This window comes from Bradyrhizobium sp. 159, assembly GCF_023073795.1.
GTDB lineage: Bacteria > Pseudomonadota > Alphaproteobacteria > Rhizobiales > Xanthobacteraceae > Bradyrhizobium.
Window position 1 is genome coordinate 1 of record NZ_JADPKE010000018.1, and the last position, 21,764, is coordinate 21,764.

The following is a 21,764-nucleotide window of genomic DNA, read 5'->3' on the forward strand; positions in this document are numbered from 1 at the left end:
TCCATCGGCCGCTCCTTCCAACTCAGGAGCCACCTTCAGAATCGATTTCTGCCCAATTCGCAATGCCTTACAGAGAACGCTCACATGCGATTCCCCTGCCCCTGAGGGGGAGGGTGAAACGTCAGTTCAGCCCGCCAACCTGAATCGCAGCGTGAACTCCGCGCCGCCGCCGGGGAGATTCTCCACCGCGACCGTCGCGGCGTGATCGTCCGCGACGCCGCGCACGATCGAGAGGCCCAGGCCTGCACCGTCGCTGCGCTGGCGGTCACGGCGCCAGAAGCGCTGGAAGATCAGCTCGCGCTCGGCCTCCGCGATGCCGGGACCGCGATCGCGCACCCGCACTGAGCCGTCCTCGCCCACCTCGACCTCGACGGCGGTGTCCCTCGCCGTGAACTTGATCGCGTTTTCGGCGAGGTTGAAGACTGCACGCTGAAGCATCTCCGAATTGCCGTGGATCATGACGGGCGCGTCGCTGCCCCGCAGGGCGATGTCCTTATGCTGCGCGATCGCAAACGGGGCGATCGAACCGACCACCTCGGCACAGACGGCGCGCAAGTCAGCGGTCTCGCCGGGGTCGAGCACCAGCGTGTCGAGCTCGGCGATCTCCAGCAGCTGGGCGACGATCCGGCTCATGGCTTCGATGTCGGCATGCAGCGCCTGACGCGCCGCGCCGTCGCCAAGCGTCTCGATCCGCGTGCGCAGGATCGTGAGCGGCGTACGCAGTTGATGAGCCGCGTCGGCCGTGAACTGCCGCTGCACCCGAAAGCCGTCCTCGAGGCGGTCGAGCGCCTGGTTCACTGCCGTGACGAGCGGCATGATCTCGCGCGGGATCTGCTTCGTCGGCAGGCGGATGTCGGTGCGCGCCGGGCCGATATTGCTGGCCTCCTCCGAGGCCTTCCACAATGGCGCGATCGCGCGGCGGAAGATGATGATGTCGGTTGCGAGCAGGACCAGAAGGATGGGGATGGTGATCCACCCGACCCGTCGGAAGAAGTTCGAGACGATGTCGTCGATGATGACGTCGCGATGCGCGAGATCCTCGGCGACCTGGATGCGCACCGTCTTGCCGTCGATGACCCGGGTGACGCCAGCGCCGGAAATCGTCTCGGGCGGCCGAAGAGCCGCGGCTGCGGCCCGCCGATGCGAGGAAAACAGCAGCCGGCCTTCGCCATCGCGAATGTCGTATTGATAGCGGCCGTAGGCGTCCGAATAGAGCCCGCGCAGACTGTCGGGCAGGTTGAACGTCAGCGAGCCGTCCGGCTGGGTGACGATGCGCTCCGCCAGCACCTCGGCCTGGGCGCGCATGCCGTCGTGGTGCAACTGGTCGATCTCGGAATTGAGCAGCCAGAACAGCACGAGCGGCAGGACGATCGCGACCATCGCGACCGCCACGATGTGCAGGAAGACGATCCGCCAGATCAGCGATTTGAACGTGAGCGATCTGACATGGCCTCCGGCAGCCACGCTATTTTTCCTCGGCCATGAGATAGCCGACGCCGCGGATGGTGTGGATCACCACCTTGGCGCCGTGTTCGGTGAGCTGCTTGCGCAGCCTGGAGACATAGACCTCGACCGCGTTGGAGGCGACCTCGCCTTCGAGCCCGAAGATGTGATCCTCGACGTTCTTCTTCGGCACCACCCGGCCCTGCCGGCGCAACAGGATCTCCAGCACCGACGTCTCGCGCGCGGAGATGATCCGCGGCTGGTCGTCGACGAAGATCTGGCGGCTCTCGGTGTCGTAGACGAGATTGGCAAGGCGGAGCGAGCGGCCGAGCAGCTGGCCCGGCCGGCGCAGGATTGCCTCCAGCCGCGCCACCAGCTCCTCCATCGCGAACGGCTTTGTGAGATAGTCGTCGGCGCCGCTGCGCAGTCCGGTGACGCGGTCTTGCACGCCCCCGCGCGCGGTCAACACCAGGACCGGCAGCGGCTCCATCTTGAGGCGCAGCTCGCGCAGCACTGCCAGGCCGTCGCCGTCGGGCAGGCCGAGATCGAGGATCATCGCGGCATAGCTGACGCTGCTCACAGCTTCGCGCGCCTCGGCTGCGCTGCCGACGATGTCGCTCTCATACCCGGCAGCCGCCAGCCCGCCGGCCACGAGCCGCGACAGCTCGGCATTGTCCTCGACGATCAGAAGGCGCATCAAATTCCCGCCGATTGTTCCGGTATCACCGCACGGCTCGCGCCGCATCTGCGTTCTTTTCCAGCATTCGCGGCGCCGCGGCCAGCGAAAAAGCACCGGGGCGGCGGGTCGGCCTTCTGTCAGGTTCGCGTAAGCTTCAATGACCGGTCCTTGCATCAAGGAGAAGGCTGTTTGCTAATTTGACAGATACCAGCAAGTTTCTCTCAGACTAAAGGATGAACTTAATGAGCAATCCTGTGAAAACCGAAAGCGAACTCATCGCCATGGCGAAGGCCGAGTTGAAGGTTCATGCCGACTGTCCCGATGGAATGACCATTTCGATCCTCCGCGATGGCAAGTCCTGGGAGTTTCGAGCCAGTGCGGACCGAGCCACCTCAGATCGGCCCGGCTACCCCGAATGCGTTGCCATGCTTGTCCAGATCGGCGATCACCTCAGCAAGCAGTACGACGTCCAGCGCTAGACGGACCTCGACGTTTCGAACACACGCGCAGGGGAATCTCAGAACACCTGTTCGATCGCCATCACCAGACCGGCCGCGAACTTTTTTAGTGGCCGCTGCGGCAAATTGTCTATTTTTCTGTTGACCGGAAAACTGCCGACGATAAAGGTGCCCTGCTTCACGCGCGCCCGCGACCTGCACAGGTCTCGCTGGAAATCGAACAACAAGAACGAGCGGAAGCATCAGGAGGGTGAACTAGCTCCGGCGCAGATGTGGAAGGCTGCTGATGCAGCACCATGATCCTGCTCGTTTGGGGTCAGCACTCAGCGAGCGGGGAAAAGATATTGATGCGCCCATTGTTGGCGATAAGTGCAGCTATCGACTGGCTGAACGAGAAGATCGGTAACGTCTGCAACGTTCTGGTGCTCGCGGCCTGTCTCGTCAGCGCTGCAAATGCGATGATCCGGTACGCCTTCAGCTACAGCTCCAACAGCTGGCTCGAAACGCAGTGGTATATGTTCGCTGTCGTCGTGATGTTCGGCGCGTCCTATACCTTCAAACGTAACGAGCATGTGCGTGTCGAAATCATGTACCTCATGCTTTCCGAGCGCGGCCAGTTATGGCTCGACCTGATCGGGACATTGGTTTTCCTCGTCCCGGCATGCCTGCTCCTCAGTTACCTGTCATGGTCGATGTTCTACAACTCGCTCGTCATCGGCGAAATGTCCAATAATGCTGGCGGCCTCCTCCGATGGCCAATCAAGCTTGCGCTGCCGGCAGGATTCTTCATGTTGGCTCTGCAAGGTGTCTCAGAAGTCATCAAACGAGCAGCGGCTCTGCGCGGCGAAGTCACCATCGATGCGAAATACGAGCGGCCGACCCAATGATCACAATTGAGATGATGCCGCCGCTGATGTTCGGCGGGCTGGTCTTGGCGATGCTGATCGGCTTCCCTGTCGCCTTCACGTTGGCCGCTCTCGGGCTTTCGTTTGGATTTCTCGCGATCCACGAAGGATTCTTCGGATTCAGCTTCCTCCAGGCAATCCCGGAGCGCATCTACGGCAGCGTGCTGGCCAACGAGCTGCTGCTGGCAATTCCATTCTTCACGTTCATGGGCGCGATCCTCGAACGATGCGGCCTCGCAGAAGATATGCTGGATTCGATGGGGCAGTTGTTCGGCCCCATTCGCGGCGGTCTCGGCTATTCCGTGATCATCGTCGGCTTCATCCTCGGTGCCATCACCGGCACGGTGGCCGCGCAGGTGATCGCAATGGCGCTGATCTCGATGCCGGTCATGATCCGCTACGGCTACAACATGCGCTACATCACCGGCGTGCTTGCAGCGTCCGGCACCATTACCCAGCTGGTGCCTCCCTCGCTGGTTCTGATCGTGCTCGCCGACCAACTCGGGAAGTCGGTCGGCGATATGTATCTGGGCGCCTGGGGGCCTTCGATCCTCCAGATCGCCCTCTTCGCGGGCTACACGTTTGCTCTGAGCCTGATCAAGCCAGGCCATGTCCCGGCCGTGCCTAAGGAAGCGAGGACGCTCAAAGGTTGGGCGCTCTGGCGCAAATGCCTGCTGGGCATCATCCCATCCGCTGTTCTGATCTTCGTGGTGCTCGGCACCATGATGCTCGGCCTCGCCACCCCGACCGAGGCGGGCGCGATGGGCGCCGTCGGCGCGATCGTCCTTGCCGTTATCCATCACAAGGATTTCAGCTCGGCCGGTCACAGGGTTTTGCTCGTCGGCGTCGCCGCTGCTGGTGTCGGCACCATCATCGGCATCTACTTCACGCCTAACCTGCCGTTCAAGATTGCCTTCGCAATTGCCTATCTGGCAGTGGCCTGGGTCTGCATCGAGGCGATCAGGATTCCCGACCTGCGCACCCTGGTTAAGCAGGGTTATGAGACCACCATGCGCATCACCTGCATGGTGACCTTCATCCTGATCGGATCGACTTGCTTCTCGATCGTTTTCTTGGGTTGCAACGGTGGTGTCTGGCTGGAGCACATGCTGACATCACTGCCGGGCGGCGTGTGGGGCTTCCTGATCTTCATCAATTTGTTCATCTTCTTTATCGCCTTCTTCCTCGATTTCTTCGAGATCGCCTTCATCATCATCCCGATGATTGCGCCGATCGCACACAAGCTGCTGACTCCCATCGTCGGTGCCGATGCTGCCTTGATCTGGTTCGGCGTCATGCTCTGCGTCAACATGCAGACCTCCTTCCTGCATCCCCCCTTCGGCTTCGCTTTGTTCTACCTCCGGGGCGTGGCGCCAAAAGAAGTCAAGAGCTCAGACATTTATTGGGGTGCAATGCCTTGGATCGGCCTGCAGGCGATCATGGTTGCCGTTGTCATCGCCTTTCCAATAACGGTGACTGGGCTGCTGGACGCGCCGACGAAGGTGGATTTGGACAAGATCAAGATCGAGATCCCGGACATCGAACTGCCACCGCCACTCGATTTCGGCCAGCCGAAGAACTGACCGGCCTCGCGCTTTGGCTAGTCTAAGGCGTCGACCTGCATCAGCATAACCAGCCAGATGCTGCTCCGGACGCGCACGGCGACGTCGGGCGAGTAGAAGAACACTGCCGCCGGTGCACGCAGGTCCAGAGCCGATCGGTCCAGATCTTGCCACTTTTCACTCCTCAGCGTTTCAATCGGCCACCAGGAGCCGAGCGCCTCGAATACCGTCGAAAATGAAAAATGAATTGGACCGCAAGAGCCGCCAGGACAACGCCGGCAAGTCTCGCCAGCACATGTTCAACGACGAAGTTCAGATCCGCAATTGGGCCTGCGGCCGGTATATTTATTGAGCGGTCCTTTGCGCGGCCTTCTCAATCCTTCTGGAAGAGAATAATCATCCTGGGGACCGTCGTGTCCCGAGGCCCCGGGCGGCGCCTTCTGCGCGACGATCGGCGGACGTGGTTGCCGCAGCGCATCCTCGTTCGCTGTGCTGAGTGAACGGCTTTTCTCGCGCAAGCCGCCGGCGAACAGGCTCCTTGCCCAAGAGACCATTCCTGCGAAGGACGCGTATTTTGGCCAACCCTCCATGATCAGCACGCGCAATCGTCTTCAGGCAGCGGTCTGCTTCCGCGCGGCCTCCATTCTTCGGAACAGCTCCAGCCACCGCTGCTCTTTCGGAGAGAGCGGTAGCTCGGAATGTCGCCAAGTCGGCTTGCCATCTAGCGGAAGCTGAGCATCCAAAAGTTCGAATTCGGTCGTCTCCTCAGGGGTAAGGCCTGCAAGGACCCGGCGACGCTTCTTGTCGAGCGTGTACAAACGCGAGGTCAGCACGATCTCTCCGCTTGGCCCAACGGTCGACGGAGACAGTATTGGCGTGTTCCCTTTCACTTCAGCACCATCATGGTTCATCTCGCGGCAACGAGCTTGGCCAGCAAAATGGCGCACTCGCGCAGGTCAGTTGCGAAGGGAGGCTGCCGCAGCATCCCCTCGCCGAGCATTCACGCTGTCACACGTGGATGGCCCTGATGCAGTTGCCAAACTCGCAGAGCCGCAACAGCGGCGACGAGGATTCCGGCGATGACGTGGAGCGGTGTCACCGTTGCCTTGGCCGAGAAGTGCAGCACCCAGGGTGATACGGCGACCCAAACGCCGGCGGCCAGAGCTATCCACTCCTGCCATTCGGCGAATATCGCCAGCGCCGCAACGGCCAGCGCAGCGATCAGGATGCCGCTCAACCAGGCATTCCAGTTGGTGGGACTTTCAGCGGCGAACCCGAAGGCCCACGGCGAGATGAACAAGCCGAGGCCGATCACTAGGTTGACCCCATCGGCGATCATGTCCTTTTTCCAGATGGTGTTCATGTTGCAACTCCTTACATTCGCTCCTTTCCCTCACTCTCTTTGCACAGGCCAGTCCGGTGACGGGCGAAAGCGAACTCCCGCCCGTCCCGCGGTTACTTGCCGTTGATGGCGATCCGTTTCACCTTGTGCTGCGTGGTCGGTAACTTCGGCAGCGTCACGGTGAGCACGCCATTCTTGAAAGACGCCTCGACCTTGTCCTGATCGACATCGTCGACCGGGACGGAGCGCTCGAAGCGTCCGTAGTAGCGCTCGCTGAAGCGGCGCTCCTTGTCTTCGGTCTCGCTCCTTTTTTCGCCGCTGATGGTCAACAGGCCGCCCCTCAGTTCGACGTTGACGTCCTTCTCCTCGAGACCGGGGACCTCGGCGGTGACGTTGACTTCCTTCTCCGTCTCTTTGACTTCGATGTTCGGCCATCCGGTCGCCTGGGAGCCAAACGGAGTGACGTCGAACGTGCGGAACGCATCATCGAACAGCCGATTCATCTCGCGATGAAGCGCGAGGAACGGATTGGCTTCGCTGCGGTGCGGACTCAGATCGCGGGAGCCGTTATTCCGGGGAACGAGATCGCGTAGGGGCATAGCTTTCCTCCTTCCTGTTTCTTCATGCTCATTTGACAAAATTCAGCCGCGCGCGGCCACGCCGCGCAGGCGGTTCGACGGCCCCGAACGGAACTCCGTCAGGCGGTCTGCTTCCCTTCGATTTGCTGGTTGTCGTTGCCGGCGACTTCGATCGCGATACGGCGTGGCTTCATCGCCTCCGGGATTTCCCGAACCAGAGCGATCCTCAGCATGCCGTTTTCGAACGTCGCATCCTTGACCTGAACATAGTCCGCCAGGTTGAAAACGCGGCGGAACGGCCGCAGGGAGATTCCCTGGTACAGGTAGTCTTGATCACCTTTGCTGGGCTTGCGCCCCTCAACCGTAAGCATTGATTGCTCGGCGGTGATGGTGATCTCCTCCGGGCTGAAGCCCGCCAGTGCCAGCGTGATCCGGTACTGGTTCTCACCGGTACGCGCGATGTCGTACGGCGGATAATCGTCGTCCGCATTCGCCGCGTCGTTGACGAGGTCGAACAGACGATCGAAGCCGACGCTCGAGCGCCAGAACGGGGGCATTTCGTAAGTTCTCATAACCACATCCTCCTTGGAGCAACATGGATAGGAGCAACGCCGGTTTTCCGACGGCCTTGACCGGACCCTGACGGCGTCCGGCGCCACACATGTGGCACCCAAGAGCTAGAACGGTGCGGGTCGTTTTCAAGGGCGCCATGCGCGCTCGAATTGTATTTTTGCCGTCCCGACCCCGGCTTCGGTAGATTGTGTGCTTCGCATCAACCGCCGCTGCGGACGGCCACCTTCGCCCTGCGCAATCAGCCCCATGCTCGGCCGGCCCACACCTTTTGAGCCGCCACGGGAGCTCCCTAAATCGAGGCCGTCAAGGCCATTGTCGGATTCACCGCCTGCACTTCGCTGCTCACATGGGCCCGGCCGCAGCTCTTATTTCTCGAAGGAACAATTCGGAAGATACGACATTTTGTGAGCGCCGCCGGCATGACGCGCTTGGGCGCCGCTTCTGGGCCCAGGCGCATGCTGGGGGAGCTCACCCACTTTGCTCTGAGGAGGAATTGGAAAATGAGCATCCTGTCCGTCCGATCGAATCTGCCCGCGACCTGTCGCCGGAGCAGGCCGAATATATCACCGACAAACTGAAAGTAGCCTCGCCTGAGGTCGTCGAGATGAACGGCTGGATACGGGGTGATACTTCGCTCAACCTGCCCACGAGGCGGGAGGACGGGGCCGAGGAAATCGAGGACCGGCTGATCGATCCGGCGCCCGACCCGGAGACGCTGCTGTCGGAGGCGGAGGATCGTAACCGGGTAAGAAGCGCAGTGGGGGACGCGCTCGCTCTCCTTGACCTCCGTGAGCGCCATATCGTCGGGGCGCGATTCCTGGCCGAACAGCCGAAGACCCTGGAGGAGCTTGCCGGCACTTCCGGCGTATCGCGCGAGCGCGCACTGCAAAAGATCCGGAGCGCGATGCGCTCCCGTTTGCATGGAGCTGCGCGCCGTCCCGATCGTCCCGATCGGGGCTGGCGCAGCGGTTAATCGCGGAGGGAAGAAGATGAAGATTGCGCAGATTGCCCCGCTGTTCGAGAGCGTCCCGCCCCGGCTTTATGGGGGAACGGAGCGGGTGGTTTCGTGGCTGACCGAGGAGCTGGTGCGACAGGGTCACCAAGTGACGCTGTTCGCCAGCCAGGACTCCATTACCTCGGCCGAGCTCGTTCCCTGCACCACTCGTGCGCTGCGCCTCGATCACGACGTGCAAGATGCTATTCCCCATCCGATGGTCATGCTCGACAAGGTGCGCGAGCGCGCGGATGAGTTCGACATCCTGCACTTCCACACCGACTATCTGCATTTTCCGCTGTTCCGGTCCGAGCGCGGCCGGACGCTGACAACGTTGCACGGCCGGCAGGATCTGCTGGACCATATGCCGTTCTACCGCCGATTTTCCGACATGCCGCTGGTTTCGATTTCGAACGCGCAACGGGCGCCGCTCTCAGGCGCGAACTTCGTGGCGACGGTGTACCACGGCCTTCCGCTCGATCTGCACACCCCAAGCTTCAGCCCGACAGGCGGCTATCTAGCGTTTCTCGGCCGCATCTCACCGGAGAAACGTCCCGACCGCGCTATTGCAATTGCGCGGGCGGCGGGGCTTCCGCTCAAGATAGCTGCCAAGGTCGACAAGGCCGATGAAGCCTATTTTCGCGGTGTTATCGCGCCGATGCTGAACGAGCCGGGAATCGAGTTCATCGGCGAGATCAATGAGAGCGCCAAAAGCGAATTTCTCGGCAATGCGGCAGCGCTGCTCTTCCCGATCGACTGGCCGGAGCCTTTCGGCCTGGTCATGATCGAAGCCATGGCCTGCGCCACGCCGGTGCTCGCCTTCCGTTGCGGATCGGTCCCGGAAATCGTCGACGACGGACTAACCGGCCGTATCGTGTCCGACGTCGATGAGGCGGCGCGGGCCATTCCCGGATTGCTGGCGCTCGACCGCAAAGCCATCCGCGCCCGGTTCGAGGGACGTTTCTCGTCCGCGCGCATGGCGACGGAGTATACCCGGATCTACCAGAGGATGCTTCGCAGCCTTACCGCCAGCTCCGGCTATCGGCACTCGCTGCGCGTCCGGCCGACCTCCACGGACACCGCTCCGGGAGCGCCGCCCACGGCCGCGTAAAAAGATATTTGAAGGGACGGACCTGCGGCACTGCGGAAAGCCGGCAAGGGCGCCGCTCCGTCCCGCCGTGTCACGACACGTCGTCGCGGAAACTTCTGCCGGCGGTGTCGAAAAATTTTTCATAGCCCCTCTTGACCTCATCTTTGCCGCGCCTAGGTCGATTTTGCCGGACGGCCGGTTGCGGCCCCGATTTTTATGACATCGCTGAATTGTAGGGGAGGATGTGCATGCATTTCCGTCCATTGCATGATCGCGTGCTGGTGCGACGCATCGATGCCGAGGAGAGGACTGCCGGCGGCATCATCATTCCGGACACGGCGAAGGAAAAGCCGCAGGAAGGCGAGGTGATCGCCGCCGGGCCGGGTGGCCGCAACGAACAGGGCCAGCTGGTGCCGCTCGACGTGAAGGTCGGCGACCGGGTGCTGTTCGGCAAATGGTCCGGCACGGAGGTGAAGATCGACGGCAAAGAGCTTCTCATCATGAAGGAGAGCGATCTGCTGGGCGTGGTCGAGAAGGCCGCCGCGACGAAGAAGGCCGCGTGAAGCGCTGACACTCATTGAACGGCAAAGGAGAGAACGTCATGGCTGCCAAGGACGTCAAATTCTCGACGGAAGCCCGCGACCGCATGCTGCGCGGCGTCGATACGCTGGCAAACGCCGTCAAGGTGACGCTCGGACCGAAAGGCCGCAACGTGGTGCTGGAGAAATCGTTCGGGGCGCCGCGCATCACCAAGGACGGTGTCACCGTGGCCAAGGAGATCGAGCTCGAAGACAAGTTCGAGAACATGGGCGCGCAGATGGTGCGCGAGGTGGCGTCGAAGACCAGCGATGTCGCTGGCGACGGAACGACGACTGCGACCGTGCTGGCGCAATCGATCGTCAAGGAAGGCGCTAAGTCGGTTGCAGCGGGCATGAACCCGATGGACCTCAAGCGCGGCATCGACCTCGCAGTCGAGGCGATCGTCAAGGACCTCAAATCGCACGCCAAGAAGGTCACGGCGAACGACGAGATCGCCCAGGTCGCGACGATCTCCGCGAATGGCGACACTGAGATCGGTCGCTTCCTCGCCGAGGCCATGAAGAAGGTCGGCAACGAAGGCGTCATCACCGTGGAGGAGGCTAAGAGCCTCAACACGGAGTTGGAGGTGGTAGAGGGCATGCAGTTCGATCGCGGCTATGTGTCGCCCTATTTCGTCACCAATGCCGAAAAGATGCGGGCGGAGCTCGAAGACCCGTACATCCTGATCCACGAGAAGAAGCTGTCCGCACTGCAATCGATGCTGCCGCTGCTCGAGTCGGTGGCGCAGTCGAGCAAGCCCCTGCTGATCATCGCCGAAGACATCGAAGGCGAAGCGCTGGCGACGCTGGTCGTCAACAGGCTGCGCGGCGGGCTGAAGATCGCAGCCGTCAAGGCGCCGGGCTTCGGCGATCGCCGCAAGGCGATGCTCGAGGACATCGCGATCCTCACCGGCGGCACGATGATCGCCGAAGATCTCGGCATCAAGCTCGAGAACGTCACGCTCAACATGCTCGGCCGGGCCAAGAAGGTGGTAATTGACAAGGAGAACACGACCATCGTCAATGGCGCCGGCGCCAAGAAGGACATCGAGGCGCGCGTGGCCCAGATCAAGCTGCAGATCGAGCAGACCACCTCGGACTACGATCGCGAGAAGTTGCAGGAGCGGCTTGCCAAGCTCGCGGGCGGCGTGGCCGTAATCCGGGTCGGCGGTGCCACTGAAGTCGAGGTCAAGGAGCGCAAGGATCGCGTCGACGACGCGATGCATGCGACCCGCGCCGCGGTGGAAGAAGGCATCCTGCCGGGCGGCGGAGTGGCGCTGTTGCGGGCGCTCAAGGCGCTTGAACGCATCAAGACCGCCAACGCCGACCAAAAGGCCGGCGTCGACATCGTGCGCCGGGCAATCCAGATGCCAGCCCGCCAGATTGTCGAGAATGCCGGCGAGGACGGTTCGCTGGTGGTCGGCAGGCTGATCGAGAACGGCGACTACAATTGGGGCTTCAACGCCGCGACTGGCGAGTACCAGGATCTGGTGCGGGCCGGCGTGATCGACCCGGCCAAGGTGGTTCGCACAGCCTTGCAGGATGCTGCGTCTATCGCCGCCCTTCTGATCACCACCGAAGCGCTCGTCGCCGAGAAACCGAAGAAGGCGGAAGCCCCAGCCGCGCCGCAGATGGACTTCTAACTTAGCAGTAACGGACCCACGTCTCGATCAGGAAAGGAGACATCGACGTACGAGGAGCGGTCAGATGAGCAGAGATCGTCAGCAAAGGCTGCGTAGAAACGGAGCGGCGGCCGTGCACTGGCTGATGTTCACCCTCAGCTGCGCCACGATCGCCTGGATCAGTCTTTTTCGAACGATAGGAGGATGACATGGTCAGCGATCACATCATTATATCTCCGCTCGGGCGGAGAAACCCCGGGTAGTGCTCGCGCAACCCCTAGCCCGCCGGATACTCGCGGCGTCGATCGCTGCGATCCTCCTGCTGCCGTCGCTGGCGGCTTGGGGAATGGATCGTATGCCGGGCAAACCCGTTCCAGCCGACGCGTTCGAAAAGAAGATCGCGCTCCCACCGATTCCTCATCTTGAGTCGATGCCATGGATGAAGTGGAACGCTGGCGTGAATACCAAGGTCGATAGCTTGATGCCGGCGGATACGCCTTCATCCTTCATGCTGGCGCCGCGCGAGCGCCCGGCGCCATCGTTCGGCTCTTGAACCCGAACATCCCCGGCGTCGGTGAACTCCGCGCCTGAGTTTGCTTGCAGCCTCGATGCTAAGATCACTGGCTGCAGCGGCCCTGAAATTCCCCCTGCGGGACGGGAGCCTCGTGCTTGCCTTCCCCCCGAGAATCCTCGGGGTATTGTCGCCTTATCCTCGAAGCCGGCCTTCTCGGGCTCGATTGGCTCATGCCGAGCGCAGAGGACGCGGCAGGCGTTGTTCACTAAGGCATTGAACCCTTGCCTCGCTTGGCGTGATGTTCCTGAAATGCTGTTCTGAGTTCCGCTAGTTCGTCGTTTGTTGCACCAAGCTCCGCTTCCGCACGACTTGCCAGCAAATCCAGGTAAACGATCGGCCGATCGAACTGGCTCGCCGTGAAGTCGTACCTCACGCCTTCGATCCGGTTGTAAAAATGGTCCGCGGCAGGCAGCGGTGTCTTCAGCAACTGGCCGCCGAACAGTTCATGAATGAGCAGCGCAGTGACATTGCATTGCCCGGCCGCCGGATTGTCCGCGCTCCATTGGCTGGCCGTCGACGACGACCATGCTTTTCGCAGTGCGTCTTGAATTTCATCGGGATCAAAGCTCATGGGTCATTTCCGCAGATCGGCGCGACCCCAAATTTCGGATTATACGATTGTCGCTTTTTGCCACTGTTTTGCCCGACGAGTCAAACGGGCTCCGTAATCCACAGAATCGGAACAGCGAAGCCGGATCCGTCGCTCGGCGTCCCTAACGCTAGTTTCGCTCCCAAAATCGCGGCGCGGACCCAGCTGCCCGCCGATCGTCTCATCCCGCTAATTAGCTCGACATATCAGCGTATTGGCAGCACCGACAGGCAATCCCGCTATCACCCCTCGTCTACTGTGCATGGGGTTGTTTTCGCTGTTTTTGTTTGGACGTGCTTCGGAACGCCGCAACGACAACGCCCCGGAGCCTTCGCTCCGAGGCGTTGCAGGCAACACGCAGCGTGATCAGCTCTGGGAGCGCCGGGCCATGAAGATGTCGTAGCCGACCTCGGCGACCTGGAACCAGGCGTAGCCGTCGCTTGTGAACTTGGCGAGGGAATCGTGGACCTTCTTGAAGTTGGCGTTGGTCGCGCCGACCTCGGCGTGCAGCTCCTTGGCCGCCTTGTAGCAGGCATCCATGATCGACGGCGAGAAGGCGTGCAGCTTGGTGCCGCCTGCGAGCAGCTTCTTCAGCGCCAGCGGATTGGCGTTGTCGTAGCGCGCCATCATGTAATTGTTGGCGTAGTGGCCGGCCTGCTCCAACACGCTCTGGTAATATTTCGGCAGCGCGTTCCACTTGTCGAGGTTGACGAAGGCCAGCAGCATCGGCCCGCCTTCCCACCAACCGGGATAGTAGTAGTGCGGCGCGATCTTGTAGAAGCCGAGCTTCTCGTCGTCATAGGGACCGACCCATTCGGCGGCGTCGATGGTGCCCTTCTCCAGCGCCGGATAGATGTCGCCGCCGGCGAGTTGCTGCGGCACGACGCCGAGCTTCTGGAGCACACGGCCGGCGAAGCCGCCAACGCGGAATTTCATGCCCTTGAGATCGTCGGGCGTGTTGACCTCTTTCCTGAACCAGCCGCCCATCTGGCAGCCGGTGTTGCCCGCGAGCAGCGAGACGACGTTGTAGCCCTTGTAGAACTCGTTGAGCACGTCGCGCCCGCCGCCCAGCATGTACCAGGCCTGGTTGATGCGCATGTTGGGACCGAACGGCACGGCTGAGCCGAAGGTGAAGGTCGGGTCCTTGCCGAAATAGTAGTAGGACGCGGTGTGGCCGATCTCGCAGGTGCCATTCTGCACGGCATCGAGCACCTGGAGACCCGGCACGATCTCGCCGGCGGCGAAGATCTGGATCTGGAATTTGTTGTCGGTCGCTTCAGCGACCATCTTGCACATCATCTCGGCGCCGCCAAACAGCGTGTCGAGCGATTTCGGCCAGCTCGTCGGCATGCGCCATTTGATTTCCGGCATGGACTGCGCGATCGCAGGCGCGGCGAGCGTGGCGGCACCGGCCGCACCAAGTCCCGTGACCTTGATGAAGTCTCTTCTCTTCATGATTTCCTACCCTGATGGATCTGATTGTGGGCCTTCTTGTCGAGGCTTGGGGACAGCATGGAACATCGCCGGGCCGAATGCCATCCCGATCGCACTGCGGCAAAGAAAAAGCCCGGCCTCGCGAGCGAGGCCGGGCGATCCGTCTTACGACTTAAGCCGTAGATCAGCCGCGGGTGCGGGAGCGGATCATGAAGCTGTCGTAGGTATATTCGGCGACCTGCCACCACAGATATTCGTCGGAGCGATAGGCCTGCATGGCGTCGATCGACTTCTTGAAGTCGGGGTTCTTGGCCGAGACTTCCGCCCAAAGCTCGTTGGTCGCCTTGAGGCAGGCTTCCAGCACCTCGTTGGTGAAGGGACGAAGCTGGGTGCCGCCGGCGACGAGACGCTTCAGCGCCGCCGGGTTCTGCATGTCGTAACGCGCGGCCATCCAGGTGTTGGCGTTGGCCGTCGCGTTGGTGAGGATCGCCTGATAGTTTTTCGGCAGCGCATTCCACTTTTCCAGATTGGCGAAGGCGTGGACGGTCGGACCGCCTTCCCAGAAGCCTGGATAATAGTAGTACTTGGCGACCTTGGCGAAGCCGAGCTTCTCGTCATCGTAGGGACCGACCCACTCGGCCGCGTCGATGGTGCCCTTCTCCAATGCCGGGTAGATGTCGCCGCCAGCGAGCTGCTGCGGCACCACGCCCACCTTCTGGAGCACCTGCCCGGCAATGCCGCCGATGCGCATCTTCAGGCCGGAGAGGTCGGCAACGGTCTTGATCTCCTTGCGGAACCAGCCGCCCATCTGGGTGCCGGTGTTGCCGCAGGGGAAGCCGACCACGTTCGACTTCTTGAAGAACTCGTTGGCGAGTTCGTTGCCGCCGCCCTGATAGAGCCACGAATTCTGCTGGCGCGCATTGAGGCCGAACGGCACCGAGGCGAAAATCGCGAAGGTCGGATCCTTGCCGACATAGTAGTAGGACACCGTATGGCACATCTCCACCGTGCCGCTGGAGGTCGCATCGAGCGCCTGCAGGCCGGGGACGAGTTCGCCGGCCGCAAACACCTGGATCTGGAATTTGTTGTCGGTCATCTCGGCGACATACTTGGCCACCTGCTCGGCGCCGCCATAGATGGTGTCGAGCGACTTCGGGAAGCTCGAAGTCAGGCGCCACTTCACCTCAGGCGAGGATTGCGCGATCGCCGGCGAGGCCACCGCGGTTGCCGCCGCGCCCGCTGCCGACACTTTAAGAAATTCACGACGCTTCATCTTCATCTCTCTCCTTGCTGGGGCGTTTCCCCTCAACTTCTCTTTTGCCGCCGCTCATTCCGGCGACGCGTGAAGGCCGCGTCGAACCGAAGGGGCTTGACTGCCGTGGGCGTTTAACACGGAAGCCCCGCTTGCGGAACGCGACAATGGCATGACGGGACTCTACGAAAGTCGCATGTCCCAGGAGCTTGCCGACGACCGGTTCAGGCCGCGGCGATGACACCCTTGAGCTGGTCCCGGACCTGGCCTGCAATGGCGCGGTAGATCGCCGCATGAGGTCCGTCCGGCTCGCTGTCGACGACAGGATTGCCGGCATCCGAGGTGGCGCGAATCGCCATGTGCAAGGGGATCTCGCCCAGGAACGGTACTCCGAGCTTCTCCGCCTCGTGCCGCGCCCCGCCATGGCCGAATATGTCCGACTTGGTGCCGCAATGCGGGCACTGGAAGTAGCTCATGTTCTCGACGATGCCGAGCACGGGCACGTTGACCTTCTTGAACATGGCAAGCCCCCGCCGTGCATCGATCAGAGACAGGTCCTGCGGGGTCGAGACGATCACGGCGCCCTTAAGCGGCACGTTCTGAGCCAGCGTGAGCTGGGCATCGCCGGTGCCAGGCGGCATGTCGACCACCAGCACGTCGAGCTTGCCCCATTCGACGTCGCGCAGCATCTGCGTCACCGCCGACATCACCATGGGGCCGCGCCAGATCATCGCGGTCTCCTCCTCCACCAAAAAGCCGATCGACATGATGGCGAGGCCGAAGCGCCGGAGCGGAATCATCTTGCGCTCGTCGTTCAGCTCCGGCTTGTCGCGCAGGCCGGTCAGCCGCGGCACCGAGGGGCCGTAGATGTCGGCGTCGAGCAGCCCGACCTTGAGGCCGAGGTCGCGCAGGCCGAGCGCCAGATTGAGCGCGGTGGTCGATTTTCCCACCCCGCCCTTGCCGGAGGCCACCGCGATCACGGCGGCAACGCCCGGGATCTCAGACTGCCGCGCCATCGGCGATTGGCCGGCCTGCGGCGGCTTATGGGCGTGGGCCGGCTGCACGCCGGGCGTGCCGCGGCTCGGCTGCGGTAGTGGCGGCGGCGCGGAGCCCGGCTTGCGCTCCGCGGTCAGCGCCACCATCACGGTGGTGACGCCGGGAATGGCGCGCACAGCGGCTTCCGCTTCGGCCCGGATGGACTCCCAGGCGCGCGCCTCGGCGGCATCGACATTGATCGAGAAGAACACCTTGCCGTCCGAGGCGCTGATTGCGCTCAGCACATTGGCGTTGGTGAGCGCGACCCCGCGCGGCGACTTGATCCGGCCAAGGCTGTCGAGAACCTGTTGCTGCGTCACGCTCAAAGCGCATCTCCTGATTTCAAGATGCCCCATTAGAGCGGAAACGCCCAAAAGGCTACTGCCTGCCGATATCGTCAGCCATCTCCGCGGGCGCGGCTCCCTGCTCCCGGGCCGCCTCGTAGTTCAGCTCGATCATGACCCCGTTGGGATCGTGGACGAAGATCTGCCAGAGGTCGCCGCCGGGCACCTGGCGGGACTCGAACTTCATCCCCTTGGATGCGAGCCGCTGCTTCATAGCGTCGAAGCCGCGGCTGACGAAGGCGACATGGTGGACAACGCCGGAATCCGGCTTTTGTGGCTCGGCGGTCGGAGAAATATCGACGAGGTGCACCACCGGCTTGCCCTCGCTGTACATCCAGGCGCCCGGAAAGGCGAAATTCGGCCGGGCACCATTTTCCAGGCCCAGCACGTCTTCGTAGAAGCGGACCGTCTCGGCCAGTTTCCGGGTTCGGATGTTGAAATGATCGAGCACGCCCACGCTCACGCCGCCCAAACCCATGTCCATGCCTTCGCTCCCTTTTTTGAAGTCCTTGAGGTCCGCCATCCTAGCACAGGGGACCGCCAAACGAAGCCGTTGCCCTCAGGCCTCAAGGGTTTATGGTGCGCCCCAATCCGCCCTCACGGCGGAACCAGGCTCCTGCTCGCCCGGCAAGAACCGTAAAACCCAAACTACGGACAAGGTCTCATACATGGCAAAAGTCGCTTTCCTCGGTCTTGGCGTCATGGGCTTCCCCATGGCCGGACACCTCGTGAAAAAAGGGGGCCATGAGGTCACCGTCTATAACCGCACCGCGGCCAAGGCGAAGGAGTGGGCGGACAAGTTCGGCGGCAAGACCGCAGCGAGTCCGAAGGCCGCCGCTGAAGGCCAGGATTTCGTGATGTGCTGCGTCGGCAACGACAACGATCTGCGCGCGGTCACAACCGGCCCCGACGGCGCGTTTGCCGGCATCAAGAAGGGTGCGACCTTCGTCGACCACACCACCGCCTCGGCGGAAGTCGCGCGCGAACTCGATGCGGCCGCGACCAAGGCCGGTTTCAGGTTCATCGATGCACCGGTCTCCGGCGGCCAGGCGGGCGCCGAGAATGGCGTGCTGACGGTGATGTGCGGCGGCGCTCAGGACGCCTATGCCGGCGCCGAGCCGATCATCACGGGGGCCTATGCGCGGATGTGCAAACTGCTCGGGCCCGCCGGTTCCGGCCAACTGACGAAGATGGTCAACCAGATCTGCATCGCCGGCCTCGTGCAGGGTCTCTCCGAGGGTATCCACTTCGCCAAGAAGAGTGGCCTCGACGTCGCCGCAGTGATCGAGACCATCTCGAAAGGGGCCGCGCAGTCCTGGCAGATGGAAAATCGCTACAAGACCATGAACGAGGGCAAGTACGATTTCGGGTTCGCGGTGGAATGGATGCGCAAGGACCTCTCGATCTCGCTGGCTGAAGCTCGCCGCAACGGCGCCAACCTGCCTGTCACGGCGCTGGTCGACCAATTCTACTCCGAGGTGGAGAAAATGGGCGGCAAGCGCTGGGACACGTCGAGCCTGCTCGCGCGTCTGCAACGCTGAGGATCATCTTGACGGCTTGCTGCCGGGCGGCACTGCGACCGTCCCAGACCTCGACGCCGCCGGCACTGCGACGAGGTCTGGCAAGCACATTGAGCTGAAGTACAAAGTTCGGGGGGACTGACTTGCTGAGCGTGATAGCCGCCGTTTTCATCGTTGCGTATGCTGCCATCGCGCTCGAACACCCGCTCGGCATCAACAAGAGCGCTTCGGCTCTCCTGGGAGCGGGCCTGCTCTGGACCATCTATGCGCTGTCCGTCGGCGATGCATCCCTTGTCAACCGCCAGCTCGACGAATCCGTCTCCGCGACCGCCCAAATCGTCTTCTTCCTGATCGGCGCCATGACGATCGTCGAGGTGATCGACGCCCACAACGGCTTCGAGGTCATCACGTCCGTGATCCGCACCACGAAGCAGACCACGTTGATGTGGATCATCGGCTTCGTGACGTTCTTCCTGAGCGCGATCCTCGACAATCTCACGACAACCATCGTGATGATCTCGCTGATCCAGAAGCTGATCGGCCACAAGAACGACCGCCTGCTCTTCGCCTCCCTCATCGTCATCGCCGCCAATGCGGGCGGCGCCTGGACCGTCATCGGCGACGTCACGACGACGATGCTCTGGATCGGAGGGCAGATCACCCCCGTCAGCATCATGCAATCGGTGTTCCTGCCGTCCCTGCTCAATCTGCTGGTCCCGCTGCTCATCGTTGGCTACTCCGTCAAGGGGAAGGACATCATCCCGCCGCCGCAGCGGGAAGCGCAGGCTCTCAAGGTCGAGGTGTTCGAGCGCAATCTGATGTTCTATCTCGGCCTCGGTACGCTGGTCGCCGTTCCTGTGTTCAAGGCCGTGACGCACCTCGCACCCTTCATGGGGATCCTGTTCGGGCTGGGCATTCTCTGGCTGGTGGGCGAGATCGTTCACCGCCACAAGGACGAGGATGCGCGTCGCCCCCTCACCCTCGTCCATGCGCTAACGCGCATCGACATGAGCTCCATCGTGTTCTTCGTCGGCATTCTCATAGCCGTCGCGTGCCTGGAGCACGCCCACGTCCTGGAGGTGCTGGCTAAATGGCTCGACACAACAGTCGGCCGTCTCGACATCATCGTCATCCTACTCGGCCTATTGAGCGCCATCATCGACAACGTGCCGCTCGTCGCGGCGACGATGGGCATGTACAATCTGGCGCAATATCCGCCCGACAGCTTCATCTGGGAATTCATCGCCTATTGCGCCGGCACCGGCGGCTCGATCCTGATCATCGGCTCGGCCGCAGGGGTCGCGGCGATGGGGCTCGAGAAGATCGAGTTCTTCTGGTACGCCCGCCGCATCGCGGGTCCCGCGCTCGTGGGCTACCTCGCGGGTGCACTGGTCTACATCGCGCAGCACTCGCTGCTGCATTGATCTGCCCGTCATGACGCCCGTCGCCAGCGCCGGTTCCCATCACGGAAGGCGTTTCTTAATCAGGCGTTAACGTAATTCTTTAGCTCCTTAAGGCACCTCTTAAGGATTTCTTGCCAGAGATAGACAATGCAGAAGGCCCGCGTCCGGCGTGGGCAGGAATCGTGTTGCTTGATGAGTAACCCCGCTGAAAAGCCCGAGGTTGTGCAGCTTCCGGCCGAGCCGGTGAGCGCTCCATCGGCGAGCAGCCGCAGGGCTGCGGCGCAGCGGGTACGCGAGGCACGCGACAAGTTAACGTCGACCAGCGGAACCCGGCCGGCGTTCGACGCCGAGATGTTGCGTCAATATGCCCAGACGCGGCTGTCGGCTTCCTATGTCGTGATGCTGCTGGTGGTCGCCACCGGCGTGCTGTTCGGGCTCTGGATGCAGCCGATCCCGGCGGCGGCCTGGACCGCGGGCATGCTCTGCATCCACAGTGCGATGATCCGCAGTTGCCGGCGGTTCCTGACAGAGGCCACCTCTCCGGCCGCGACGCGCGCATGGCGAACGCGTTTCGTCGTGCTCGACCTGCTCTATGGCCTGTGCTGGATGGCGATCCTGATCCACCCCGTGCTCGACATGGTCACGGAAACGCTGATGATGTTCCTGATGCTGCTGGTGATCGCAGTATCGAGCATGCTGGCCGCCAATCTGCCGATCGCTGCCCTTGCCGCCACCGCGCCGGTCGCGGTCGCAATGGCGCTGAGTTTCGTGATGACCGGCTCACTGGACAATTACGTCCTGGCGGCACTCGCGCTGGCGGCCGAAGGCTATTTCGTCCTGCTGGCTCACCGCCTGCACTCCTCGACCTTCGCCACGCTCGAGGCGCGCGCCGAGAAGGACGCGCTGATCGGCGAACTCGAACAGGCCAAGGCCATCTCGGACGAAGCGCGCCACCGCGCCGAATCCGCCAACGTCGCCAAGTCGCGCTTCCTTGCGCAGATGAGCCACGAACTGCGCACGCCCCTGAACGCCATCCTCGGCTTCTCCGAGGTGATGAAGAGTGAGATTTTTGGCGCACACGCGGTGCCCGTCTACAAGGAGTACTCGGCGGACATCCATAATTCCGGCGTGCACCTGCTCAACCTTATCAACGAGATCCTCGATCTATCGCGGATCGAAGCCGGCCGCTACGAGCTGAACGAGGAAGCAGTGTCGTTGGTCGGCATCGTCGCCGACTGCCATCATTTGATGAAGCTGCGCGCCTCGAGCCGTGGCATCACGATCCACGAAGTGTTCGAGCAGGCCATGCCGCGGCTCTGGGCCGACGAGCGCGCGATCCGCCAAGTCGTGCTCAACCTGCTCTCTAACTCGATCAAGTTTACGCCGCAGGGTGGCGAGATCTGGCTCAAGGCGGGATGGACCGCTTCGGGCGGACAATATCTCTCGGTGAGGGATTCCGGCTCCGGAATTCCCGAGGACGAGATCCCGGTCGTGCTCGCCTCGTTCGGCCAGGGCTCCAACTCGATCAAGTCGGCCGAACAGGGCGCAGGCCTCGGCCTGCCCATCGCCAAGAATCTGATTGACCTGCATGGCGGCACGTTCACTCTGAAATCGAAGCTGCGCATCGGCACCGAGGTGATCGTCACCTTCCCGCCGGAGCGCGTGATGAGCGCGCTGGCGCCGCTGTCGGATGATTCTCCGCCGCTTCAGCCCGAGAATTCGCTCGTTCCCGACGAGAAGCGCCGGCCGCGCCACAAGCCGATCATGAGCGCAGGCACGGGCTCTTAAC

The 21,764-nt window shown here is 62.4% G+C and carries 23 protein-coding genes; 11 read left to right on the forward strand and 12 right to left on the reverse strand.

Annotated features, from left to right (window positions below; translation table 11 throughout):
- Window positions 1–126 precede the first annotated feature (126 nt).
- Both IVA96_RS02390 and IVA96_RS02395 read right to left on the reverse strand, forming a co-directional pair.
- Window positions 127–1,464, reverse strand: a complete 1,338-nt coding sequence (locus IVA96_RS02390) for an ATP-binding protein (protein WP_247281424.1) — start codon at window positions 1,462–1,464, stop codon at window positions 127–129.
- Between the two features lies 1 nt (window position 1,465).
- The gene (locus IVA96_RS02395) at window positions 1,466–2,140 is read right to left on the reverse strand and encodes a response regulator transcription factor (RefSeq protein ID WP_247281423.1); all 675 of its coding nucleotides are present in this window, start codon (window positions 2,138–2,140) and stop codon (window positions 1,466–1,468) included.
- A gap of 224 nt (window positions 2,141–2,364) precedes the next feature.
- On the opposite strand from IVA96_RS02395, the gene IVA96_RS02400 reads away from it, so the two are divergent.
- A complete protein-coding gene (locus IVA96_RS02400) occupies window positions 2,365–2,601 on the forward strand; it encodes a hypothetical protein (protein ID WP_247281422.1) in 237 nt (78 codons plus the stop codon).
- Between the two features lie 38 nt (window positions 2,602–2,639).
- Here the strand turns inward: IVA96_RS02400 and IVA96_RS35540 are convergent, their stop codons facing one another.
- Window positions 2,640–2,762, reverse strand: a complete 123-nt coding sequence (locus tag IVA96_RS35540; RefSeq protein ID WP_256464563.1) for a hypothetical protein — start codon at window positions 2,760–2,762, stop codon at window positions 2,640–2,642.
- 165 nt (window positions 2,763–2,927) lie between these two features.
- On the opposite strand from IVA96_RS35540, the gene IVA96_RS02405 reads away from it, so the two are divergent.
- Both IVA96_RS02405 and IVA96_RS02410 read left to right on the forward strand, forming a co-directional pair.
- Complete coding sequence (locus tag IVA96_RS02405; protein ID WP_247281431.1) at window positions 2,928–3,467, forward strand: TRAP transporter small permease subunit; 540 nt, start codon at window positions 2,928–2,930, stop codon at window positions 3,465–3,467.
- Window positions 3,464–5,068 carry a TRAP transporter large permease subunit gene (locus tag IVA96_RS02410; protein ID WP_247281421.1) on the forward strand — a complete coding sequence of 535 codons (1,605 nt, stop codon included), beginning with the start codon at window positions 3,464–3,466 and terminating at the stop codon, window positions 5,066–5,068. The genes IVA96_RS02405 and IVA96_RS02410 overlap by 4 nt, the downstream gene beginning before the upstream one ends.
- Before the next feature lie 590 nt (window positions 5,069–5,658).
- Here the strand turns inward: IVA96_RS02410 and IVA96_RS02415 are convergent.
- The 4 genes from IVA96_RS02415 to IVA96_RS02430 form a co-directional block, all read right to left on the reverse strand.
- On the reverse strand, window positions 5,659–5,880 hold the full coding sequence (locus IVA96_RS02415; RefSeq protein WP_247281420.1) for a hypothetical protein: 222 nt from the start codon (window positions 5,878–5,880) through the stop codon (window positions 5,659–5,661).
- Between the two features lie 167 nt (window positions 5,881–6,047).
- Window positions 6,048–6,410, reverse strand: coding sequence for an SPW repeat protein (locus tag IVA96_RS02420; protein ID WP_247281419.1), 363 nt, complete (start codon window positions 6,408–6,410; stop codon window positions 6,048–6,050).
- Window positions 6,411–6,502: 92 nt separating this feature from the next.
- Window positions 6,503–6,988 carry an Hsp20/alpha crystallin family protein gene (locus tag IVA96_RS02425; protein ID WP_247281418.1) on the reverse strand — a complete coding sequence of 162 codons (486 nt, stop codon included), beginning with the start codon at window positions 6,986–6,988 and terminating at the stop codon, window positions 6,503–6,505.
- 98 nt (window positions 6,989–7,086) lie between these two features.
- Window positions 7,087–7,539: an Hsp20 family protein gene (locus IVA96_RS02430; RefSeq protein ID WP_247281417.1), complete on the reverse strand. Its 453-nt coding sequence runs from the start codon at window positions 7,537–7,539 to the stop codon at window positions 7,087–7,089.
- 494 nt (window positions 7,540–8,033) lie between these two features.
- Here IVA96_RS02430 and IVA96_RS02435 point away from each other — a divergent pair, with 494 nt between their 5' ends.
- From IVA96_RS02435 to IVA96_RS02455, 5 genes are all read left to right on the forward strand, one after another.
- On the forward strand, window positions 8,034–8,513 hold the full coding sequence (locus IVA96_RS02435; RefSeq protein ID WP_247281416.1) for a sigma factor-like helix-turn-helix DNA-binding protein: 480 nt from the start codon (window positions 8,034–8,036) through the stop codon (window positions 8,511–8,513).
- Between the two features lie 16 nt (window positions 8,514–8,529).
- The gene (locus tag IVA96_RS02440) at window positions 8,530–9,645 is read left to right on the forward strand and encodes a glycosyltransferase family 4 protein (RefSeq protein ID WP_247281415.1); all 1,116 of its coding nucleotides are present in this window, start codon (window positions 8,530–8,532) and stop codon (window positions 9,643–9,645) included.
- Window positions 9,646–9,872: 227 nt separating this feature from the next.
- The gene (gene groES / locus IVA96_RS02445; RefSeq protein WP_247281414.1) at window positions 9,873–10,187 is read left to right on the forward strand and encodes a co-chaperone GroES; all 315 of its coding nucleotides are present in this window, start codon (window positions 9,873–9,875) and stop codon (window positions 10,185–10,187) included.
- A gap of 38 nt (window positions 10,188–10,225) precedes the next feature.
- On the forward strand, window positions 10,226–11,845 hold the full coding sequence (groL, locus tag IVA96_RS02450; RefSeq protein WP_247281413.1) for a chaperonin GroEL: 1,620 nt from the start codon (window positions 10,226–10,228) through the stop codon (window positions 11,843–11,845).
- Window positions 11,846–12,086: 241 nt separating this feature from the next.
- Window positions 12,087–12,377, forward strand: a complete 291-nt coding sequence (locus IVA96_RS02455) for a hypothetical protein (RefSeq protein ID WP_247281412.1) — start codon at window positions 12,087–12,089, stop codon at window positions 12,375–12,377.
- 226 nt (window positions 12,378–12,603) lie between these two features.
- Here IVA96_RS02455 and IVA96_RS02460 read toward each other — a convergent pair whose 3' ends face one another.
- From IVA96_RS02460 to IVA96_RS02480, 5 genes are all read right to left on the reverse strand, one after another.
- The gene (locus IVA96_RS02460) at window positions 12,604–12,969 is read right to left on the reverse strand and encodes a hypothetical protein (RefSeq protein ID WP_247281411.1); all 366 of its coding nucleotides are present in this window, start codon (window positions 12,967–12,969) and stop codon (window positions 12,604–12,606) included.
- Window positions 12,970–13,353: 384 nt separating this feature from the next.
- Window positions 13,354–14,442 carry a TRAP transporter substrate-binding protein gene (locus IVA96_RS02465; protein WP_247281410.1) on the reverse strand — a complete coding sequence of 363 codons (1,089 nt, stop codon included), beginning with the start codon at window positions 14,440–14,442 and terminating at the stop codon, window positions 13,354–13,356.
- 163 nt (window positions 14,443–14,605) lie between these two features.
- A complete protein-coding gene (locus tag IVA96_RS02470) occupies window positions 14,606–15,694 on the reverse strand; it encodes a TRAP transporter substrate-binding protein (RefSeq protein WP_247281430.1) in 1,089 nt (362 codons plus the stop codon).
- Window positions 15,695–15,897: 203 nt separating this feature from the next.
- Complete coding sequence (locus IVA96_RS02475; RefSeq protein WP_247415267.1) at window positions 15,898–17,034, reverse strand: Mrp/NBP35 family ATP-binding protein; 1,137 nt, start codon at window positions 17,032–17,034, stop codon at window positions 15,898–15,900.
- A 52-nt stretch (window positions 17,035–17,086) separates the two neighbouring features.
- On the reverse strand, window positions 17,087–17,524 hold the full coding sequence (locus IVA96_RS02480) for a VOC family protein (protein ID WP_247281429.1): 438 nt from the start codon (window positions 17,522–17,524) through the stop codon (window positions 17,087–17,089).
- 196 nt (window positions 17,525–17,720) lie between these two features.
- Here IVA96_RS02480 and IVA96_RS02485 point away from each other — a divergent pair, with 196 nt between their 5' ends.
- The 3 genes from IVA96_RS02485 to IVA96_RS02495 all read left to right on the forward strand — a co-directional run bounded on the left by IVA96_RS02485 (window position 17,721) and on the right by IVA96_RS02495 (window position 21,763).
- A complete protein-coding gene (locus IVA96_RS02485; RefSeq protein ID WP_247281408.1) occupies window positions 17,721–18,593 on the forward strand; it encodes an NAD(P)-dependent oxidoreductase in 873 nt (290 codons plus the stop codon).
- Between the two features lie 122 nt (window positions 18,594–18,715).
- Window positions 18,716–19,996 (forward strand): sodium:proton antiporter NhaD, encoded by a 1,281-nt coding sequence (nhaD, locus tag IVA96_RS02490; protein ID WP_247281407.1) that lies wholly within the window; start codon window positions 18,716–18,718, stop codon window positions 19,994–19,996.
- A 171-nt stretch (window positions 19,997–20,167) separates the two neighbouring features.
- On the forward strand, window positions 20,168–21,763 hold the full coding sequence (locus tag IVA96_RS02495) for a HAMP domain-containing sensor histidine kinase (RefSeq protein WP_247281406.1): 1,596 nt from the start codon (window positions 20,168–20,170) through the stop codon (window positions 21,761–21,763).
- Window position 21,764 lies beyond the last annotated feature (1 nt).

Excerpts from the sequence above, each read along its gene's own strand:
- IVA96_RS02395 (WP_247281423.1), bottom strand. The coding sequence starts at position 2,140 with ATGCGCCTTCTGATCGTCGAGGACAATGCCGAGCTGTCGCGGCTCGTG.
- IVA96_RS02400 (WP_247281422.1), top strand. The coding sequence starts at position 2,365 with ATGAGCAATCCTGTGAAAACCGAAAGCGAACTCATCGCCATGGCGAAG.
- IVA96_RS02405 (WP_247281431.1), top strand. The coding sequence starts at position 2,928 with ATGCGCCCATTGTTGGCGATAAGTGCAGCTATCGACTGGCTGAACGAG.
- IVA96_RS02410 (WP_247281421.1), top strand. The coding sequence starts at position 3,464 with ATGATCACAATTGAGATGATGCCGCCGCTGATGTTCGGCGGGCTGGTC.
- IVA96_RS02420 (WP_247281419.1), bottom strand. The coding sequence starts at position 6,410 with ATGAACACCATCTGGAAAAAGGACATGATCGCCGATGGGGTCAACCTA.
- IVA96_RS02425 (WP_247281418.1), bottom strand. The coding sequence starts at position 6,988 with ATGCCCCTACGCGATCTCGTTCCCCGGAATAACGGCTCCCGCGATCTG.
- IVA96_RS02430 (WP_247281417.1), bottom strand. The coding sequence starts at position 7,539 with ATGAGAACTTACGAAATGCCCCCGTTCTGGCGCTCGAGCGTCGGCTTC.
- IVA96_RS02440 (WP_247281415.1), top strand. The coding sequence starts at position 8,530 with ATGAAGATTGCGCAGATTGCCCCGCTGTTCGAGAGCGTCCCGCCCCGG.
- groES (WP_247281414.1), top strand. The coding sequence starts at position 9,873 with ATGCATTTCCGTCCATTGCATGATCGCGTGCTGGTGCGACGCATCGAT.
- groL (WP_247281413.1), top strand. The coding sequence starts at position 10,226 with ATGGCTGCCAAGGACGTCAAATTCTCGACGGAAGCCCGCGACCGCATG.
- IVA96_RS02460 (WP_247281411.1), bottom strand. The coding sequence starts at position 12,969 with ATGAGCTTTGATCCCGATGAAATTCAAGACGCACTGCGAAAAGCATGG.
- IVA96_RS02465 (WP_247281410.1), bottom strand. The coding sequence starts at position 14,442 with ATGAAGAGAAGAGACTTCATCAAGGTCACGGGACTTGGTGCGGCCGGT.
- IVA96_RS02470 (WP_247281430.1), bottom strand. The coding sequence starts at position 15,694 with ATGAAGCGTCGTGAATTTCTTAAAGTGTCGGCAGCGGGCGCGGCGGCA.
- IVA96_RS02485 (WP_247281408.1), top strand. The coding sequence starts at position 17,721 with ATGGCAAAAGTCGCTTTCCTCGGTCTTGGCGTCATGGGCTTCCCCATG.
- IVA96_RS02495 (WP_247281406.1), top strand. The coding sequence starts at position 20,168 with ATGAGTAACCCCGCTGAAAAGCCCGAGGTTGTGCAGCTTCCGGCCGAG.